Source organism: Bacillus sp. lyk4-R2A-2 (assembly GCF_030209735.1).
GTDB classification, from domain to species: Bacteria; Bacillota; Bacilli; order Bacillales; family Bacillaceae; genus Bacillus; species Bacillus pumilus.
This window is the reverse complement of record NZ_JARVRK010000005.1, coordinates 742,597-764,156: the sequence shown is the minus strand read 5'-3', so window position 1 is coordinate 764,156 and position 21,560 is coordinate 742,597. Positions and strand designations below refer to the sequence as shown.

Genomic DNA, 21,560 nt, shown 5'->3' with positions numbered 1-21,560 from the left:
TTACTGGTGATACTGGTCCAACTGGAGCCACTGGTGCGACTGGTGATACTGGTCCTACTGGGGCGACTGGTATCACTGGTTCAACCGGATCTACCGGAGCCACTGGTGCAACCGGAGATACCGGTCCTACCGGTCCTACTGGAGTTACTGGTGCTACTGGTCCTACTGGGGCAACAGGCATCACGGGTGCTACTGGTCCTACTGGGGCGACAGGCATCACGGGTGCAACTGGTCCTACTGGGGCGACAGGCATCACGGGTGCAACTGGTCCTACTGGCGCCACTGGTATCACTGGTTCAACCGGATCTACCGGAGCCACTGGACCAACCTCACAAATTTTCTTTGACCAAACAGCAACACAGCAGCAAGTATTTCCTCCGTTGAATTCAGAAATAACATTACTCACTTTTACAGTTCCTGTAACAAGTGGTCAAAGAGTAAAGATTGACCTATCAGCAAATGTTACAGCTAACACTACAGCGAATTATAGTATAAGTGGAAATACTCGATTAAGGAGAAACGGAACATTGTTAACAGAAGTTCCTTTCTTTAGATCGGGATCAGGCGCAGGGGCACAAAGCTTTGTAGTTTCCACCACTTACGTTGATACTGTAACTAGTACGGGTAATAATGTATATACTGTTAATATCATTATTACAGCACAGTCAAATATAACAACTGTTAACACAGATACTCGAGCTGCAAATGCTGTAATATATGTATAAACAAAACGCATAAAGGCTTTGGCCTTTATGCGTTCAGGCTGTCGAGAAAATCTCGACAGCTTTATTTTTTTCCTTAAAGTTTCCATTCCCCCATTTTATAATAGAGAAAGCAGCACCTTCCATATTATGGTGTTCCGCCAGCCAGTATCTATGATAACCCCACTTCTCCGCCTTTTTTGCTAAATCCATACTATGTTCAAAAGATACCTTAATAGTGCCGCCTTCTGTCACAGAGGATAAATTTACATAAAACAATTTAACTTTTAAATAATTTGATTCGATAAACTTCGAAATAAAAATATCATTTAACTTAATTCCGCTTTTTAAATTTCCACATAGAATAAAATATTAACTTGTAGGAGATGGGGGAATTTGTATAATCAGTACGACAACAAATGTCCCTTTTGCGGAAAAAAGCATGATTGGCAACCTCATTACAGAAAATCTCGTCACGATAGACCTCTATTTGATGACTGCCCTCTTCTTAAACGAGAATGTAAAAAGAACAAAGTTGTTAAACATCACAGCACTTGTGCTAAAGCAAAAGGACGGAAAAAAACAAATAATAAAATTGTAAAAAGAGGTCCTACTGGAGCCACCGGAGCTACCGGTCCTACTGGAGTTACTGGTCCAACTGGTGCAACCGGAGCTACTGGTGCAGGGTTAACAGGTATTGAAGCGTTTGATCCGGTAATCAGCCCTACTTACCAAGTAGGGCAAGTAGTGACCTTTAATGGCAGTACGTATGTAGTAAATACTGCACCACCAACAGGTACACCAGATACTTCCCTAGACTACACATTACTGGCTGCAGCAGGATCAACTGGAGCTACCGGTCCAACGGGAGCTACTGGTGCAACCGGAGCTACCGGGCCTACTGGAGTTACTGGTGCCACTGGTGATACTGGTCCAACTGGACCAACAGGTGTAACCGGAGCTACCGGGCCTACTGGAGTTACTGGTCCAACTGGACCAACAGGTGTAACCGGAGCTACCGGGCCTACTGGAGTTACTGGTGCTACTGGTGACACCGGTCCTACTGGAGTTACTGGTGCTACTGGTGATACCGGCCCTACTGGAGCCACTGGTGCAACCGGAGATACTGGTCCAACTGGAGATACCGGGCCTACTGGAGCTACTGGTGCCACTGGAGTTACTGGTGATACTGGAGTTACTGGTGCCACTGGAGTTACCGGCCCTACTGGAGTTACTGGTGATACTGGAGATACCGGTCCTACTGGAGTTACTGGTGCGACTGGTGCTACCGGGCCTACTGGAGCTACTGGTGCCACTGGTGCTACCGGCCCTACTGGAGCCACTGGTGCCACTGGAGATACCGGGCCTACTGGACCAACAGGTGTAACCGGAGATACCGGGCCTACTGGAGTTACTGGTGCCACTGGACCAACAGGTGTAACCGGAGATACCGGGCCTACTGGAGCTACTGGTGCCACTGGAGATACCGGTCCTACTGGAGATACTGGAGCAACCGGAGATACTGGTCCTACTGGAGCCACTGGTGCGACTGGAGATACCGGGCCTACTGGAGTTACTGGTGCTACTGGTGATACCGGGCCTACTGGAGTTACTGGTCCTACTGGAGATACCGGGCCTACTGGAGTTACTGGTGCTACTGGTGATACCGGGCCTACTGGAGTTACTGGTGCGACTGGTGATACTGGTCCTACTGGAGTTACTGGGCCTACTGGAGTTACTGGTGCGACTGGTGATACTGGAGATACCGGGCCTACTGGAGTTACTGGTGATACTGGAGTTACTGGTGCGACTGGTGATACTGGTCCTACTGGAGATACCGGGCCTACTGGAGCAACCGGAGATACTGGTCCTACTGGAGTTACTGGTGCCACTGGAGATACCGGTCCTACTGGACCAACAGGTGTAACCGGAGATACTGGTCCTACTGGAGTTACTGGTGCAACCGGAGATACTGGTCCTACTGGAGTTACTGGTCCTACTGGAGTTACTGGTGCAACCGGAGATACTGGTCCTACTGGAGTTACTGGTGCAACCGGAGTTACTGGTGCGACTGGTGATACCGGTCCTACTGGAGCAACCGGAGATACTGGTCCTACTGGAGATACCGGTCCTACTGGAGTTACTGGTGCCACTGGAGTTACCGGTCCTACTGGAGCAACCGGAGATACTGGTCCTACTGGAGATACCGGTCCTACTGGAGCCACTGGTGTAACCGGAGATACTGGTCTTACCGGAGCCACTGGTCCAACGGGAGATACTGGCCCTACTGGTGCAACTGGTCCAACGGGAGCCACTGGAGTTACCGGTCCTACTGGAGCTACTGGTGCAACCGGAGATACCGGCCCTACTGGAGCTACTGGAGCAACCGGAGCAACCGGAGATACTGGTCCTACTGGAGTTACTGGTGCCACTGGAGTTACCGGTCCTACTGGAGCCACTGGTGTAACCGGAGATACTGGTCCTACTGGAGCCACTGGTCCAACGGGAGATACTGGCCCTACTGGTGCAACTGGTCCAACGGGAGCCACTGGTGCAACCGGAGATACCGGTCCTACTGGACCAACAGGTGCAACCGGAGATACCGGCCCTACTGGAGATACCGGTCCTACTGGAGTTACTGGTGCGACTGGTGATACTGGAGATACCGGGCCTACTGGAGTTACTGGTGCGACTGGTGCGACTGGAGATACCGGGCCTACTGGAGCAACCGGAGATACTGGTCCTACTGGAGTTACTGGTGCGACTGGAGATACCGGTCCTACTGGACCAACAGGTGTAACCGGAGATACTGGTCCTACTGGAGTTACTGGTGCAACCGGAGTTACTGGTGCCACTGGTGATACCGGTCCTACTGGAGATACCGGGCCTACTGGACCAACAGGTGTAACCGGAGATACCGGGCCTACTGGAGTTACTGGTGCCACTGGAGTTACCGGTCCTACTGGAGCCACTGGTGTAACCGGAGATACTGGTCCTACCGGAGCCACTGGTGCGACTGGAGATACCGGCCCTACTGGAGTTACTGGTGCGACTGGTGATACCGGGCCTACTGGAGATACCGGCCCTACTGGAGCTACTGGAGCAACCGGAGCCACCGGAGATACTGGTCCTACTGGAGTTACTGGTGCCACTGGAGTTACCGGTCCTACTGGAGCCACTGGTGTAACCGGAGATACTGGTCCTACTGGAGCCACTGGTCCAACGGGAGATACTGGCCCTACTGGTGCAACTGGTCCAACGGGAGCCACTGGTGCAACCGGAGATACCGGGCCTACTGGACCAACAGGTGCAACCGGAGATACCGGCCCTACTGGAGATACCGGGCCTACTGGAGCTACTGGAGCAACCGGAGATACTGGTCCTACTGGAGCCACTGGTGCGACTGGTGATACTGGTCCAACGGGAGTTACTGGTGCGACTGGTGATACTGGTCCAACGGGAGTTACTGGTCCTACTGGAGCTACCGGTCCTACTGGAGCTACCGGTCCTACTGGAGCTACTGGTGCAACCGGAGATACCGGGCCTACTGGAGCCACTGGGCCTACTGGTCCAACTCAAACGGCTCTTTATGCCGGAAATACAACGGGGCCTACAATCATTACTGTTCTTGGTGGTACGAACATTGCTTTACCAAGTAATCAAAATATCAATGGATTTGCACCGAATGGTTCAAATGATACTTTTACTGTACAACAAACAGGTAAATACTATATCACATACCAAATTAATACAACAGTTGCACTTTTAGTTAGTGCACGGCTACTTCTTAATGGAGCCACTGTCATCCCAGGTTCTATTCAATCACCGGTGGTCTCAACCACATTTATCAGTAACACATTGATTGTGAATTTAACTGCTGGAAATACGATATCATTGCAATTGTTTGGGGCAGTTGTAACAGCTATTTTAATTGGTGGAGGTGCAACCGGGGCATCCCTAACAATCATAAGACTCAGTTAACGAAAAAAAGAAGGGCTACTTTAGCCTTCAGATTGTAGAGAAACTCATGTTTTTCTACAATCGTTAGGTTGAATAAAAAAGGCATCCCACACACGTTTTGTTTTCCTCTCAACCGGCAATAGCGAAGCCCATGCAGTTGTTTTGAATCTGCAAGGCTTCGCTCTATTTTTCTTTTCTTTTTTTATATAGCTCTTTTCCAGAGGCAGACAGACGATTTTGTCTGATCTTTTCTTGTGTTCCTCTCCCATACATGTCTGGAGATCACTTTTTGATGATTTTTCGATCTTGTACAGCTCTCAAGGAAAGAGATGGAAAATATCTAAGAAAAAATAAAGCTGTCGAGATTTTCTCGACAGCATGAGAAAGGCTTTTTCAGCCTTTCTTTTTTATGTCTTCTATGACATTTATACATTGTTCAATATCATCAGATTGTAAGAGGTGAAAAATAGATTGGATGACGGTAAACTCTAAATTCCACCATTCTAATAACTGAAGTTTTTCGATGATTTCAGATGAAAACCGGTATTTCATGAGCTGCTGCGGATTTCCTGCGGCAATCGCATATGGGGGCACATCTTTTGTGATGACACTATTTGCACCAATCACTGCTCCGTTCCCTATACATACTCCTGACATGATAGTTGCTCCATAACCAATCCAGACATCGTGTCCTATGTGGACATCTCCTTTTGACTTTGGATGTCCTTTAATGTGAGAAGCTTCCTTGAAAATTTGATTAAACGGATACGTTGTGGCCCAATCTGTACGGTGTTCACCGCCAAGGAAAATTTTGACTTCGTTTGCGATGGAACAAAACTTTCCAATGTTTAATGTTGTTCCTTCCCCCCACGTCAGCACTTGGAAATCTGGTCCGGCATAAGAAAAATCACCGATATTGTACGCGCTCAGTTCACTTCTTTGATTCAAATACATAGAAGATCAGACCTCCTGAAAAGTGATAGATCTTCGTATGTATATGCTGCTTCACACTTTTACATTATGACTGCACTAGCGCTACAATCTGTTTTTTCTTCCATACGAGCTGATAGTAGCCGTATTGAAGGAGTAAGTTCACGAAAAAAGCCGCAGGATAGCCAATCCAGATGCCCTTGATGCCAAGGGTTGTGTAGTGCGATAGCACATAAGCGACTGGTACTTCTACAAGCCAAATGGAACAAATACTAAAGATCGTTGGCCATAGCACTGTTCCGCTTGCTCTCATCGTGGCTGCAACAATTTGGGCTGTTCCAAAAATAAGATAGCTCCATAATGTAATGACAACTAAGCTATAGGCAATGTCAATCGTCTTAGAATCTGTTAAAAAGATAGATAAAATCTGCGGTGCGAAGAGATAAACAATGATAATAATGAATCCGCCTATGGCAAAATTGAGCCCTAACCCGATTTTTATCACATCTTTCAATCGGTTGATATTCCCTGCGCCGATGAATTGTGCTGCAAAGATCGAGACCGCGATGCCAAGACTTACTGCCGGCATCTGCACATAGCTCACAACTTGATTGACAACACCATAGGCAGCAGTCGCCTGTGATCCATAATCATTGACAAAGGAAATAACAGCAATTTCTGATAAAGAAATAAGGATCATATTAATGCTCGATGGAATGCTGAGCTTTAATAATGTTTTTAGTAGATCCCCTTTCATCAATAAATGCTTTCTAACCGATGCATCGATGCGAAGCGGGTGTTTTGTTTTATATAAGTAGATATGTAGAATAATAAACGTCACAATGGTTGAAATCACAGAAGCATACGCAGCACCGTATAAACCAAATGCCGGCAGTCCCAGCCAGCCAAATAATAAAATCGGCAGCATCAAAATATTCGTTGCCGTACTAATCATTAAGAAATAAAAAGGCGTTTTTGAATCCCCTGTCCCTCGCAGGAAAGTCGTGTAAACAAAATAAAGAAATAAGATCGGCATTGAGATGAATAGAATTCTGGCATAAGCCGCACTTTCCTCCACGATATTCGCAGGTGTTCCCATGAGATTTAAGATATCTGTTGCAAAAAAACCTCCAATGATTGCTAAAGAAAGTCCGATCAAAAAAGTGAATGAAAGCGTTGTGCCAATAATTTCTTTTAATCTTTGTTCATTTTTTGCTCCATACGCTTGTCCAATAAGGATTGAACTTCCCGATCCAATTCCGATGGAAAAAGAAACGAGTAAAAAGAAAAGCGGAAAGAATGCAGAAATGGCAGCTACTGCATCCTCTCCAATCCATCTGCCGACAAGGACAATGGATACAAGCTGTCCGATTGATTGCAAAATATTGCTAAGCAAAAGCGGGACGAGAAAAATGGACATGGTTTTTACTAAAGATTGATTGTTATCTAACGTCATGGTGGTTCTCCTTCTCTATCTAAAGATTCTCAGCTAAAATGCTAACAATGTGGTCTTCTATCTCTTTCCCTTTCTCGTCATCAACAAGATGATTTAATAAAATGGAAAAAGCGACCGTCTTTCCACTCTTTGTGTCAATATATCCAGAAAGTGTACTGACCGTAGTTAATGAACCTGTTTTTGCACGTACTTTTTCTAGTGTAGCTGGTTCTTTCAACCTGTTTCTTAACGTCCCTCCCACCATTCGTTCACTTGCCCCTGCTAACGGAAGCGCATGTTCATAGGTCTTAAACCATTTTTCCTTTTGAATGTTTGTTAAAAAGAACGTGAACTGGTTGGCAGAAACAAGGTTAATAGGTGAGATGCCTGACCCATCTCGCAGCACTGCAAGAGATGGATCGATGCCGAATGCAGGAAGCCGTTCATTCATCACATCCAGTCCATCTTCAAAGCTCCCTTTGCTTTTCACTTGTTTTCCAAGTTCCTTCAGCAACATTTCTGCATGGGTATTGTTGCTGAGTTTCATCATGGGAACAAGGAGCTCTGATAAAGGCATCGATGAATGGGTGGCAATTTTCTTGGCTTTTTTAGGAACTTGTTTTATTTTAAGCGGTCCTTTTACGTGAATCCCTTCCGCCTTTAACGCTCGTTTCATTAAATCTAACGCATAAGAGGATGGCTCCCATAATGCTACCCATTGTCTAGATACACTCGCTTTCACCGGAATGGTGCCAGTTAAAGTGATTTTGTTGGTGCCGTGAGAGCGCTTAAAAGAAATCTTCTTTTTCCCTTCTTCTGGCACGGTTTTTACTTGATTGATGACTTGAGGGACAGAAGTCTTCGGAATCATGTCATAGGTTGCTTTTTGCCCAGCTTTTTTGCCTGGCTTTACTTCGAGAATCACGGTTCCTGCATCATAATCTTGATTCGGTGAAGCCGTGAGAGCAGAGATTTGTGCACCGTAATATTGATCCTCATCACTCCAAGGTAAATCAATCGAATATCTTGTGTCATCATACCATGTATCGTCTGCCGCAAGCTGTCCGCGAATTGTATGTATTCCGGCCTTTTTCACTTGTTTGGCAAGTGCTGCAAAATCCTCTTCTAATAAAGTCGGATCCCCGGTACCGCGTAGATACAGGTTGCCATGTAACGTTTTCTTTTGAATAGAACCATCTATCCAGATGTCTGTCGGGAATGTGTGTGTTTCTCCTAGTATATCAAGGGCGATGGCTGATGTGAGCAGTTTCATATTAGAAGCAGGAGTAAGACGAATATCGGCTTGATGTTCATAAAGAAGAGAGGAGTCAGAAGTATCGCGGACGCTGATGCCAGAGATCGCGCCCTCTAAATCAGGTGCTGTTCGTATAAATTCATCTAAAGCTGTCACCCACGGCAGTGAGTCGTCACGAGCTGTAAGTTGATCATCTTTTGCTGAAAAAGGGAGAAATAAAATCGACAGGATACATATGTGTAAAAACAAGATCTGTGAAAAACGCTTCACGCAATCCCTCCTTTTTAGTCGCAGCCAATTTTAGAAGAATATGTTCATTATACACAAAAGAACGTTTGTTCTCAAAGGTTTTTTAAACAGAAAAGTCAGCTTTCTTTGACGAAAACTGACAAGCTCTTTACCTTTTTTCTGGATTCCAGCCATCGGTTCCGCTAAGAACAGCTTGCACTGTGATTTGACTTGCTTCGTTTTTCGATAAAATACTGGACCATTTTACGCGGGTTGCTGCGTTGCTTCCTGCTCCTGTCGATCCATATTCTTTATATCTTGCTGTTCTTTCGTTATCACGGTTATCCCAGTTATGCCAACCCTCTGCCTTAATATGATCATCCATATTTGTATAGAGGAATGTCACAGCAGAATGAGGCCGCCACGGGCGTCCTAAATATACCGATTGAGCAGCAGCCGTCCCCTTTTTGAGCGTAGAATCGATGAATACATATCCATACTTTTGCGCTTCTGTTGTGGATGCTGCAGTAATATACCCATTTCCAAGACTTTTTATTTCAGCTCTTTTAAACACGGCTGTGGCTGATCCAAAAATAAAATCGACCGTGCCTTCGATATAGCAGTTTTCATAATATTGCCGGCCTGTACCTGTTGCATAAAGTGTATCTTGATACCCTAAAACTCGTATTTGTTTAAACGCAGCCCGGTCGCCGGACACGTACAGTGCAACCGCCTGACCAGCATGTCTGCCGGCCGTATTTTGAAAGGTGATATTTTCTGCGTAAAAGTCGTTCGCACGAATCATTGTGCTTGAGCTATTTGTTGTGCTACCAGTGCTTGCATTTGTATCATGATACGTCAGAATCGTCTTGTATTGGTCTTCCCCGATAAAGGACACGTAAGGTTTATTTTGCGGAAGCAGGATTTTTTCTTTATACACACCATTTTTAATATAGATCGTTACGCGCTGTTGATTGTTCACTGGAATCGCATCAATGGCAGATTGAATGGTTCGAAACGAGCCATTTCCCTTTTGATCGACCACAAGGACGCGATTTGTTTGATTCTGATGTCCGGCTGCTTGAAGTGAAGCTGAGTTCAATAGTAATAAAAACAAGACGACTACAAGCCATACCTTTCCATACTTCATCGTACATCTCCTCCTCTTTGTGAACGTTTTCAATCAAACATTCTTTTTGATCCTATTCATGACACGCACAAAAAAACACCCACTTATAGATGTTATGGATGTTTTTTAGACTTTTCATATTTCATTGCATAAATCCCTTCATTTTCAATCCATTCACAAAATAGAACGTCTCGATAGGAAGAAATGTGCTGCTTTTTTAATTGCTCACTCAGCCATGTTTCATCAAAGCCAGCTTCTTGTAAATCTTTTTTTAAAATTTCACCGTCAATAATAAACGTTCTAGGTAATTTGACTTCTTTTCCCTTCACGTTCACATCTTCTGCGGTGGCTGTTGCGTATTTCATTTTCGGAAGAACGCTTACCGAGCCGTCTGTTTCCAAAATGGCATATTCAATTTCATTCAAAGCAAAATGACCCTTCGCGCGAATCAGTGTCTGCAGCTGATTGAGATCCAGCATATTTTTCTTTAAACGTTTGTAGTGAATCTTCCCTTGATCAATGACAAGTGTCGGTCTTCCTTCTAAAAAGGCTCGAATACCTTTAAAGCGCTGTGAAAACCATTCAACTGTATAGAGAAGAACGCCCCATACCGCAACAGCAAACAAAATGTGCTGAATCTTGACTTCTGGGTCGAAAATGGCGTTTCCGACCATTTCGCCTAAAATCAGTGCAGAAATAAAATCAAACGGCGTGATTTGTGCAAATTGTGTTTTCCCTAATAATTTTATTATAGAAAATAAGGCAAAAAATCCGATAAACAGTTCAATCAAAATATTAAAAAATGGCACAAACATACCTTCCTTTCAAAGTGCATTTACCTACAGCATGCACATGAAAGGAAGGATCTAAACCGTTTACAAAGTAAAACGTCGTCTACCTCAAGCAATGAGTCATATACTTTGACGCATCCATGATCTGGTGCTTGAATGTCACCTCATGAAAGATGGATTTTCAAATCAGCTCACTGCCTAGAGCGGAAAAAAGTGATAGTAAATCAAACCATATCTGAATCATAAAAAGCCATGATCACTATTGGATCATGGCTTTTCTATATCATAAACACCCTTTGTTTGACCTATTTTGGCAGAACCGAACTCCCCATTAAATAACGGTCTACCTCGTGCGCCACTTGTCTGCCTTCATTAATTGCCCAGACAATCAAGCTTTGCCCGCGTCTTGCATCTCCCGCTGCAAATACGCCTTCTACATTTGTTGTATACTCCCCATACGTTGCGTCAATGCGATTGTTTTTGCTGTCCACGCCAAAGTGTTTCACGAGTGGCTGTTCAGTTCCCTCAAAACCAATTGCAATAAAGACTAGCTGAGCCGGCCATACCTTTTCTGTCCCTGGAATCTCATGAAATTCAAACTTCCCTTGTTCGTTTTTCACCTTTTCCATTTGAATCGTATGAAGCTCTTTTAATTTTCCATTTTTGTCTGCCACAATTTTTGTGGTTTGAATGGAATATTGACGCGGATCTTCCCCGAATTTTGCTTGTGCTTCTTCATAAGCATAATCGAGTGAGAAGACGTAAGGCTGTTCAGGCCACATGTTATCCCCTACACGTGTATCCGGAAGCTTCGGATGCTTCCCGAACTGAACAACACTTTTTGCTTTTTGGCGAAGTGCAGTTGCAACGCAATCTGCACCTGTATCTCCCCCGCCAATGACAATCACGTCTTTTCCTTTTGCATCAATGAAGTTTTTGTCTTTAAATCCTGAATCCAGCATGCTTTTTGTTGCGAGGGTCAAATAATCCATCGCTAGGTGAATCCCTTTAGCTTCCCGGCCTTCAATCAACAGGTCACGCTGCTTTTGTGCACCTGTACAAAGGATGACCGCATCAAACTGCTCTTTCAGTTCATCGGCAGTGACATCGACGCCAATTTCTGTGTTCGTTACAAAATCAATGCCTTCTTGTCTTAGCAGTTTGACTCTTCGTTCCACTACTTCTTTGTCCAGCTTCATGTTTGGAATGCCGTATGTCAGCAGTCCGCCAAGGCGATCAGACCGTTCGAACACTGTGACGGCGTGGCCTGCTTGGTTTAATTGATCAGCACTTGCAAGTCCTGCTGGTCCTGAGCCGACAATGGCAATCTTCTTGCCTGTACGGCTTGAAGGAATTCTCGGTGTGATCCATCCATTTTCAAAGCCTTTATCAATGATGGTGCGTTCGATATTTTTAATCGAAACAGCTGGATCATTGATGGCGACTGTACATGACCCTTCGCAAGGCGCTGGACACACTCTCCCAGTAAATTCAGGGAAATTATTTGTTTTTTGCAGTCTTTCGAGCGCTTCTTTCCATCTGCCTCGATACACAAGGTCGTTCCATTCTGGAATTAAATTGTAGATCGGGCAGCCTGACACGCCGCCTTTGATCTCCATCCCAATTTGACAAAACGGTGTGCCGCAATCCATACATCTAGCGCCCTGCTTCTTCAATACGTCATCTGTATAAGGAGCTGAATATTCTTTCCAGTCATTCTGACGAGTGAGAGGGTCACGTTCATTTGGCTTTTCTCTTTTATAATCCATAAAACCTGTTGCTTTGCCCATTGTCCTCTCCCCTTTCTTAATGAGCGAGGGCTGCTTTTTGCCCGTTTGCCGTTTCTTGATTTTTCGGTTTTGTGTTTGCTTCAAAGGCATACATGACCGCTTCCTCATGACTAAGGCCCGCTTGCTTTTGTTCTTCAATGCTTTGAAGCATCATTTTGTAATTTCTCGGAATGACCTTGATGAATTGATCCTTTTCTTGCGCCCAGTTTTCTAAAAGTGCCGAAGCTTTTGCGCTGTTTGTATAGTGAAGGTGCTCTTGAATCAGCTGTTTCACTTCTTGCTCTTCATCGTGATCTGTGAGTTTTTCAAACATGATCATTTCCATGTTGCACATTCTTTTGAACTGTTTCGCATCGGATGTATGGACATAAGCTACGCCGCCAGACATTCCTGCGCCGAAGTTCTTTCCGACGTCTCCTAAAATGACGACACGTCCGCCAGTCATGTATTCACAGCCGTGATCACCGATTCCTTCAACAACCACCTGCACGCCTGAATTACGAACGGCAAAGCGCTCACCTGCACGCCCGTTAATATAGGCTTTTCCACTTGTCGCTCCGTAGAATGCGACGTTTCCAACAATGACGTTTTCATGTCCATTTTGTACAAAGTGATCAGATGTTTTGACCGCAATTTTGCCTCCAGAGAGTCCTTTGCCGATATAGTCATTTGAATCACCTGTTAAATAGAGAGACATGCCCTTTGGCACAAATGCGCCGAAGCTTTGTCCTGCGGAACCAGTGAACCTTAGTGTGATCGTATCCTCTGGCAAGCCTTCTTCCCCGTAGCGTTTAGACACTTCACTTCCAGTGATGGTTCCGGCCACACGATTGATATTGCGAATATTCAATGATAGATCAACCGGTGTTTGATGATTCAACGCTTCCTGTACATAAGGGAGGATTTCATTCATATCCAGTGATTTATCAATTTTATGATTTTGCGGTGTTCTGAATGTACGAGCTCCTTCTGGCTGATAAAGCAGTGTTTCAAGGTCTAGCTGGCCTGCTTTCCAGTGAGCTTTTGCTCGTTCGCTAACTCCTAGAACATCCGTGCGTCCAATTAATTCATCCATTGATGTAAAGCCGAGCTCCGCTAAGATTTCTCTTACTTCCTCTGCAATAAACATCATGAAATTCACAATATGGTCAGGGTTCCCCATGAATTTTTTACGAAGCTCTGGATTCTGTGTAGCGACGCCGACTGGGCAAGTATCTAAATGACATGCTCTCATCATCACGCAGCCCAATACGACAAGTGGAGCTGTCGCAAAGCCATATTCTTCTGCTCCTAATATCGCAGCCATGACAACGTCGCGACCAGTCATTAACTTTCCGTCCGTTTCAAGAACGACTCTCTCGCGAAGGCCGTTTAACACAAGGGTTTGATGCGCCTCTGCCAAACCGAGCTCCCAAGGAAGTCCTGTGTGTTTAATACTCGTTTTCGGCGAAGCTCCTGTGCCGCCATCGTATCCACTGATCACAATGACATCCGCCGTTCCTTTTGCAACACCTGCTGCAATCGTACCAACGCCTGCTTTAGACACAAGCTTGACGCTGATGCGGGCATCACGGTTCGCGTTTTTCAAATCATGGATCAGCTGCGCTAAATCCTCGATGGAATAAATATCATGATGCGGCGGTGGTGAAATCAATCCGACGCCTGGTGTAGATCCGCGTACATCGGCGACCCAAGGGTATACTTTATTTCCTGGCAGCTGTCCGCCTTCTCCAGGCTTTGCCCCTTGTGCCATTTTAATTTGCAGTTCATCCGCATTGACCAAATAATGACTCTTTACGCCAAAGCGGCCAGAAGCAATTTGTTTAATCGCACTTCTGCGATCATCGCCGCGTTCATCAACTGTAAAGCGTGCAGGATCTTCTCCGCCTTCTCCGCTGTTACTTTTACCGCCAATTCGGTTCATGGCAATCGCAAGTGCTTCGTGCGCTTCTTTACTTAAAGACCCAAATGACATGGCGCCTGTCTTGAATCGGCGCACGATGGATTTAGCAGATTCAACGTCTTCCAAACGAACTGGTTTTTGTTTTGGCTGGAAAGCAAATAAATTTCGAAGGAAGCCGATTCTTTCTTCGTCCGCTGCCTTTGTATATTGCTTAAATAGATCGTAATCTTCATTGCGACATGCCCACTGAAGCGTATGGATCGTTTTTGGATTAAAGGCATGGTGCTCACCATTTTTTCTCCACTGGAAGTCACTTCCTGATTCGAGTGTTTGGTCAGTCGCTGCCTGATACCCTGCTTCATGACGAAGTTTTGCTTCATGTGCAATGGTCTCAAGGTCAATCCCGCCAAGCTGAGAAGCTGTTCCCGTGAAATACGCCTGAATGACGTCTTCACTAATACCAACGGCTTCAAAGATTTGGGCTCCTCTATAGCTTTGCACAGTGGAGATTCCCACTTTAGACATGACTTTGACGACACCTTCGGTTACGCTTTTACCAAACTTTGTGACTGCTTCATCAAAGCTGAAAGAGATCGCTTCTTCTGCAATCAGCTGTTTGTACGTTTCATACACAAGATAAGGATGGATCGCATCTGCTCCGTAGCCAATCAGTGCGGCAAAATGATGAACCTCTCTGACTTCTCCAGATTCAACGATCAGACTCACCTTTGTCCGTAAGCCTTGACGCACAAGATGCTGATGCAGTGCACTTAGCGCTAGAAGTGGTGGAATCGGCACTTTTTCTTCCGTCATTTCACGATCGGAAAGAATTAATAAAGATACACCTTCGCGGATCGCTTTTTCCGCCTCTTCAAACATCGCATCCAGCCCGCGCTTTAAATCATCGGTAAAAAGAGTATGAATCGTTTTACTTTTAAAGGCATTATGAACAATTGTTCTCAAACCGTTAAACTGCCCGCTTGTTAAGACGGGTGTATACAGTTTAATTCGTCGGCATGAATATTCATTCGGATGTAAAATATCTCCTTCAGCACCTAACCACGTCATCGTAGATGTCACAAGCTGCTCACGAATGGCGTCAATCGGCGGGTTCGTCACTTGTGCAAACAGCTGCTTGAAGTAAGAAAACAGAGACTGCGCACGATCTGATAACACAGCAAGCGGAGTGTCGCTTCCCATTGAACCGATTGGGTCCTTGCCTTCTTCTAGTAAAGGAATCAAATACTTTTGAATGTCCTCGTACGTATAATGGAAGGCACGCTGGCGCGTCAATAAATCATCCATTATACTAGAATTTTCTGAATTTTCTTCCGAGCGATTGACGTGCACCATTTCTTCATCAAGCCATTTTTGATAAGGAAGTTCATTCGCAATCGTCGATTTCACTTCTTCGTCAGAAATAATTCGCCCTTCTTCTAAATCAATTAAAAGCATTTTACCTGGCTCAAGACGATCTTTATACTTCACATCCTCTTCATTTGTGTCGATCACACCGACCTCAGAAGAGAAAATGATATGATCATCATTTGTAACATAGTATCTTGCCGGTCTTAATCCGTTTCGGTCTAAGATGGCTCCGATTTGTTTACCATCAGTAAAGGAAATAGCTGTTGGCCCATCCCACGGCTCCATAAGAGAACTATGGTATTCATAAAATGCCCGTTTTTCTTTCGACATGTGCGTGTTTTCAGTCCATGGCTCTGGAATCAGCATCATCGCTGTATGAGCAGGTGTTCGGCCTGCAAGCACAAAGAATTCAAAGGCATTGTCTAGAATGGATGAATCACTTCCGTCTGCATTCAGCACTGGCAAAATCTTGTCTAAATCGTCCCCGAAAGCTTCAGATACGAATTGTTGTTCTCTTGCTCTCATCCAATTGATGTTTCCTCTTAATGTGTTGATTTCACCGTTGTGAATCAAATAGCGGTTTGGATGGGCTCTTTCCCATGTAGGAAATGTATTTGTACTAAATCGTGAATGAACAAGTGAAAATGCAGAAACAAATGTTTCATCCTGAAGATCAAGATAAAAAGCATCGACTTGATCTGATGTTAAAAGCCCCTTGTATACAATGGTTTGACTCGACAGGCTGACAAAGTAAAATTGCTTTTCCTCTGCTGTCCCCCAGTTCTCAGCCTGCTTACGAATGACATATAATTTTCTTTCAAATGACAAACGATCTATGATCTTGTCATTTGCCCCGATAAAGACTTGCCTCACAACCGGACAGCTCTTCGCTGCGACAGTACCAATTTTCCCGGCATCAATAGGAACTGTTCTCCAGCCAATTAATGTTTGACCTTCTTGTTTAATGAACCCGTTGATTTTTTGCTCGATGGCTTGGCGCGTTTTCTCGTCATCCTCTTTTGAAAAGAAGACCATTCCTACCCCGTAACGGCCCTTTTCAGGAAGTGCAAAGTCTTTGCAGCTTTTTCTAAAGAAAGCGTCTGGTAGTTGTACCATTAAGCCGGCACCATCACCTGTATACGGATCACTGCCTTGCCCGCCGCGGTGATCAAGCTGGCACAGCATTTGTAATCCCTTTTTGACGATGCTGTGTGTCGCTTCCCCTTTTAAATGAGCGTACAGTCCGATCCCACATGCATCATGTTCAAATTCAGGACGGTAGAGACCTTGTGGTTGTGGTAGTTGATTATAAGTCATCGTTTCTCTCCCCCGTTTAAAAGATCCGTTTTTTCACAGTAATAAAATCTCACAAACTCTGTAACTTATTTTAAGTTTTCAAATTAATATAAACAATATATAATTTAGATGAAAACAATCTCTTTTTGAGATAGATGGGTGTGAAGTGTAAAAATGGAGCTTCGTCAGTTACGTTATTTTGTAGAAGTCGCAGACCGTGAACACGTGTCAGAAGCGGCTGAAAACTTACATGTTGCCCAATCTGCGATCAGCCGGCAGATTGCGAATTTAGAAGAAGAGCTTGGAGTGGCCTTATTCGAACGAGAAGGACGAAATATCAAATTAACGAAGATCGGCAGACAATTTTTAGATCATGTCAGAACGGCTCTAAAAGCCATTGATTATGCGAAAGAACAAATTGATGAATATTTAGATCCACACAAAGGAACCGTCAATATCGGCTTTCCTACTAGCCTAGCAAGCCAAGTGCTACCTTCTGTCATTTCCGCCTTTAAACAGGAATACCCAGAGGTCGATTTTTTACTTCGTCAAGGATCCTATAAATTTCTCATTGAAGCTGTAAAAAATCGAGATATTGATCTCGCCTTTTTAGGACCCGTACCGACAAACGATCCTCAAATAGAAGGACATATTTTGTTTTCAGAAAGCATTTATGCCTTGCTGCCTGTCAGCCACCCCTTTAGCGGACAAAGGAGTATTCATTTAAGTGATTTAAGAAAGGATCATTTCGTGTTATTTCCGGAAGGATATGTCCTGAGACAAATTGCGGTTGATGCTTGTAAGCAGGCAGGTTATGAGCCAACCATTTCATCAGAAGGTGAAGATTTAGACGCCATTAAAGGTCTCGTATCGGCGGGTATGGGCGTTACCTTATTACCCGAAAGCGCCTTTTATGAAACCACACCGCGCTTTACAGTGAAAATTCCAATCGATTTTCCGCAAGTGAGAAGAACGGTTGGAATTATTGCTTCTAAATCACGAGAAATGTCTCCTTCTGCTCATGATTTTTATGTGTTTGTGAAGGATTTCTTTTCTAAAATTGAACAATATAAATAATTCATTAAAACAAGACATTTCATTTGTGGAAATAATCCCTCTTTGTATATGATGAGTTACAGAACAACACACTATATGGAAGAAAGGTATTCGTATGAAATCAATTTTATCGTTTTTAAAGCCGTATCGGCTGTCCGTTGTGTCCATTGTGATCCTCACCTTTTTAAGCAGTATGCTCCAGCTGTATTTACCGACGCTTACGGCAGATATCGTCGATGTCGGGATCGTCCAAGGAGATATTGCTTACATATGGAAGGTTGGCGGCTGGATGGTGGCCTGTTCTTTACTTGCCATCTTACTCACGATCTGGAAGTCCTACTTGTCATCAAAGACTGCACTTGGCTTCGGGCGTGATATGAGAAGACAGCTATTTGTGCATGTCGAACAATTTTCATTAGAAGAATTTCAAAAGATCGGAACGTCTTCCTTTATTACAAGATCAACAAATGATGTAAAACAAGTCCAAGATGTCACGATCATGATTTTACAAATGATGACGAGAGCCCCGCTTATGCTTGTCGGCGGAATTATTTTAGCTGTATCACGCGATGCTGTCCTGTCTCTCATCTTTTTAGCAGCACTTCCCCTTCTTGGCGGATTTATCTATTTGGTGTCGAGAAAAGCCATTCCGCTCTTTGGCCAGCTTCAGAAAAAAACAGACCGGCTGAATTTAATTATGCGAGAATCTCTTTCAGGCATCCGGGTCATTCGTGCTTTTAACCGAGTAGATGATGAAAAGGAGCGTTTTCAAGAAGCCAACACATCCTACAAGGATACCGGCCTTAGAGTCAACCGTTTAATGGCTTACTTGTTTCCATTTATGCTGATTATCATGAACTTCACGAATATCGGCATTGTCTGGCTAGGTGCAAACCGAATTGATGCCGGAGAGATGGAAGTAGGGAACCTCATTGCCTTTATCCAATATGCGATGATGATTTTGATGGCACTGATTATGCTGTCAATGAGCTTTATTATGGTCCCAAGAGCACAAGCATCAGCTAAACGGATGAACGAAGTGTTAAACATTGAACCGAAAATTCAAGACAATGAAGGAACGGTTCCTGACCTGCGCGCGCCAGCACAATCCATTCGCTTTGAGGATGTGTCATTTTACTACTCAAATGCTGAAAAGCCGGCAGTTCAAAACATTTCGTTCGAAGCCAAAACTGGCGAAACGACAGCTATTATTGGAAGTACAGGTTCAGGGAAAACCACTCTTCTCCAGCTAATGACGCGCTTTTACGAAGCAACTGAAGGCCGGATTACACTAGATGGTGTAGACATTAGAGAGCTGCCTCAGGAGAAACTAAGAGGCCAGATGGGCTATGTTTCTCAAAAAGCGGTTTTATTTAGCGGAACCATTGCCGATAATGTGCGCTTCGGCAGGCAGAATGCAAGCGATGAAGACGTCTGGCAGGCGCTGCGAACGGCGCAGGCAGAAGAATTTGTTTTGCAAAAAGATGGAGGCATCGATGCGGAAATTGACCAGGGTGGATCGAATCTATCTGGCGGTCAAAAGCAGCGTCTTTCTATTGCAAGAGCGCTAGTGAGAAAGCCGTCATTCTATCTGTTTGACGATAGTTTTTCAGCACTTGATTACAAAACAGATGCGAAGCTTCGGGCATCTTTAGAAGCTGAAAAAGCGCATGCAGCCCTCATCATTGTGGCGCAAAGAATCAGCACAGTGAAGCATAGTGATAAAATCATCGTACTAGATGATGGGAAAATCGCAGGTATCGGAACACATGAACAATTACTGAAGGAGAACCTTGTCTATCAAGAGATTGTTGCATCACAGGAAGGTCAGGAGGTGGAGCGAGGATGAGTAAAAAAATGTCTTCCGGCATGGGCCATAAAGGCGGTCACCCTAGAGGACCTGTCGCAAAACCAAAGGAATTTAAGAAAACACTGCTTCGTTTGATTGGCTATTTAAAACCAAGGAAGATTCAATTGATCATTGTCTTCATTGCAGCAGTCGGTTCAACCGTCTTTAACGTCATTAGTCCAAAGCTACTCGGGGATGCCACCTCTTCCCTGTTTGACAGCTTTACACAAGGAACAGCTGTACAATTTGATGTCATTTCACGAATCTTATGGCTGCTTGTCGTGCTATACGTCGTTGCTGCTCTCTTTTCATTCGTTCAGCAATATGTCATGGCGGGTGTCTCCCAACAGACCATTGCTGAATTACGGCAAGAAGCAAATGACAAGCTCACACGTCTCCCCCTTCGGTATTTTGATAAAACAACCCATGGGGACACGCTGAGCCGTGTGATGAATGATATTGATAATATTAATACTTCGCTTCAGCAGGCACTCACCCAAGTGATTACATCTGTCATCACGGTCATTGGGATTGTCGTCATGATGCTCTTGATTAGTCCGCTGCTGACCTTGCTTGTTTGTTTAACACTGCCGCTCAGCCTGTTTGCGATTCGCGGTATTACGTCATTTTCTCAAAAGCATTTTAAAGCGCAGCAAAAAGAGCTAGGAATGATCAATGGACATATTAATGAAATGTTCACAGGGCATCAAACGGTTCGTGCGTATGGCTACGAAAAGAAAGCGATCGATACATTTGATCAATTAAACGAACAGCTGTATGAATCATCAAGAAAAGCGCAGTTCATATCCGGATTAATGATGCCATTGATGACGTTTATCGGGAACCTTGGCTATGTGGCAGTCAGTGTAGCCGGCGGGATTCTTGTGATTAACGGGAATATTCGTGTCGGTGATGTGCAGGCGTTTATTCAATACACGCAGCAAATGTCTCAGCCGCTCGTGCAAGCTTCAAGCGTCGCCAACTTGGTTCAATCAGCGATTGCTTCTGCTGAAAGGGTGTTTGAAATCCTGGATGAGAAAGAAGAAAGTGCCGAGGAAGATGCAGCAATTGATCTTGAATCACTTTCAGGCAATGTGAGCTTTGAACAAGTTCAATTTGGATATGAAAAAGACCATCCGATTATTAAAGATTTGAGTTTAGATGTCAACGAAGGACAAACGGTTGCGATTGTTGGGCCAACAGGCGCTGGAAAAACAACCATCATCAATCTTTTAATGCGTTTCTATGAATTAGATCAAGGCTCTATCCGCATCGGCGGCGTCAAAACAACTGATCTCAGCCGTCAGCAAGTACGCGACTTATTTGCGATGGTTCTTCAGGATACGTGGCTTTTTGAAGGGACGATTCACGACAATATTGCCTATGGCAGGCAGAACGTCTCAAAAGAGGATGTCATCAAAGCCGCCAAACATGCTTATGCTGACGACTTCATCCGCACGCTTCCAAACGGATATGACACACTCTTAACAGAAGATGCCGGCAATCTGTCCCAAGGTCAGCGCCAGCTATTAACCATCGCCCGTGCAATTTTATCTGATCCAAAGATCTTAATACTAGATGAAGCAACGAGCAGTGTGGATACACGAACAGAGATGCACATTCAAAAGGCGATGAATGAGTTGATGAAAGGCAGAACGAGCTTCGTTATTGCACACAGACTGTCGACGATCAAGGATGCCGACGTTATTCTAGTCATGAAAGATGGCACCATCATTGAAAAAGGAACGCACACCGAACTCTTAAAACAAAATGGCTTCTATGCAGACTTATATATGAGCCAATTTACGGAGAATCAAGTGGGTTAAATATAAAAAAGGATAGACACGCATCCATGCGGTCTATCCTTTT

The 21,560-nt window shown here is 44.5% G+C and carries 11 protein-coding genes and 3 pseudogenes; 5 read left to right on the top strand and 9 right to left on the bottom strand.

Annotated elements, in window-relative coordinates; genetic code table 11:
* Window positions 1–725, top strand: a pseudogene (locus QRN39_RS10865) (collagen-like triple helix repeat-containing protein); the annotation flags it as partial.
* Window positions 726–827: 102 nt separating this feature from the next.
* Here the strand turns inward: QRN39_RS10865 and QRN39_RS10860 are convergent.
* Window positions 828–1,007, bottom strand: a pseudogene (locus tag QRN39_RS10860) (LLM class flavin-dependent oxidoreductase); the annotation flags it as partial.
* A gap of 90 nt (window positions 1,008–1,097) precedes the next feature.
* On the opposite strand from QRN39_RS10860, the gene QRN39_RS10855 reads away from it, so the two are divergent.
* Window positions 1,098–4,682: a beta strand repeat-containing protein gene (locus tag QRN39_RS10855; RefSeq protein WP_284907251.1), complete on the top strand. Its 3,585-nt coding sequence runs from the start codon at window positions 1,098–1,100 to the stop codon at window positions 4,680–4,682.
* A gap of 94 nt (window positions 4,683–4,776) precedes the next feature.
* Here QRN39_RS10855 and QRN39_RS10850 read toward each other — a convergent pair.
* From QRN39_RS10850 to gltB, 8 genes and pseudogenes are all read right to left on the bottom strand, one after another.
* Window positions 4,777–4,983 (bottom strand): annotated as a pseudogene (locus QRN39_RS10850) (transposase); the annotation flags it as partial.
* Between the two features lie 71 nt (window positions 4,984–5,054).
* Window positions 5,055–5,615 (bottom strand): CatB-related O-acetyltransferase, encoded by a 561-nt coding sequence (locus QRN39_RS10845; protein ID WP_212046019.1) that lies wholly within the window; start codon window positions 5,613–5,615, stop codon window positions 5,055–5,057.
* 64 nt (window positions 5,616–5,679) lie between these two features.
* A complete protein-coding gene (locus tag QRN39_RS10840; protein WP_003215779.1) occupies window positions 5,680–7,047 on the bottom strand; it encodes an MATE family efflux transporter in 1,368 nt (455 codons plus the stop codon).
* Between the two features lie 19 nt (window positions 7,048–7,066).
* Complete coding sequence (gene dacB, locus QRN39_RS10835; RefSeq protein WP_226805284.1) at window positions 7,067–8,551, bottom strand: D-alanyl-D-alanine carboxypeptidase/D-alanyl-D-alanine endopeptidase; 1,485 nt, start codon at window positions 8,549–8,551, stop codon at window positions 7,067–7,069.
* A gap of 127 nt (window positions 8,552–8,678) precedes the next feature.
* A complete protein-coding gene (locus tag QRN39_RS10830) occupies window positions 8,679–9,659 on the bottom strand; it encodes a pectinesterase family protein (protein ID WP_284907249.1) in 981 nt (326 codons plus the stop codon).
* Window positions 9,660–9,751: 92 nt separating this feature from the next.
* The gene (locus QRN39_RS10825) at window positions 9,752–10,453 is read right to left on the bottom strand and encodes a DUF421 domain-containing protein (RefSeq protein WP_170966009.1); all 702 of its coding nucleotides are present in this window, start codon (window positions 10,451–10,453) and stop codon (window positions 9,752–9,754) included.
* Between the two features lie 281 nt (window positions 10,454–10,734).
* Window positions 10,735–12,219, bottom strand: coding sequence for a glutamate synthase small subunit (gltD, locus tag QRN39_RS10820; RefSeq protein ID WP_106032542.1), 1,485 nt, complete (start codon window positions 12,217–12,219; stop codon window positions 10,735–10,737).
* 16 nt (window positions 12,220–12,235) lie between these two features.
* Entirely contained in the window at window positions 12,236–16,807 is a 4,572-nt protein-coding gene (gene gltB, locus QRN39_RS10815; protein WP_284907248.1) for a glutamate synthase large subunit, read from the bottom strand.
* Window positions 16,808–16,960: 153 nt separating this feature from the next.
* Here gltB and gltC point away from each other — a divergent pair, with 153 nt between their 5' ends.
* The 3 genes from gltC (at window position 16,961) to QRN39_RS10800 (ending at window position 21,517) form a co-directional block, all read left to right on the top strand.
* Window positions 16,961–17,863, top strand: a complete 903-nt coding sequence (gene gltC, locus QRN39_RS10810) for a glutamate biosynthesis transcriptional regulator GltC (RefSeq protein WP_050943953.1) — start codon at window positions 16,961–16,963, stop codon at window positions 17,861–17,863.
* Window positions 17,864–17,957: 94 nt separating this feature from the next.
* A complete protein-coding gene (locus QRN39_RS10805; protein ID WP_284907247.1) occupies window positions 17,958–19,691 on the top strand; it encodes an ABC transporter ATP-binding protein in 1,734 nt (577 codons plus the stop codon).
* Window positions 19,688–21,517 (top strand): ABC transporter ATP-binding protein, encoded by a 1,830-nt coding sequence (locus tag QRN39_RS10800; protein WP_284907245.1) that lies wholly within the window; start codon window positions 19,688–19,690, stop codon window positions 21,515–21,517. The genes QRN39_RS10805 and QRN39_RS10800 overlap by 4 nt, the downstream gene beginning before the upstream one ends.
* The last annotated feature ends 43 nt before the right edge of the window (window positions 21,518–21,560 follow it).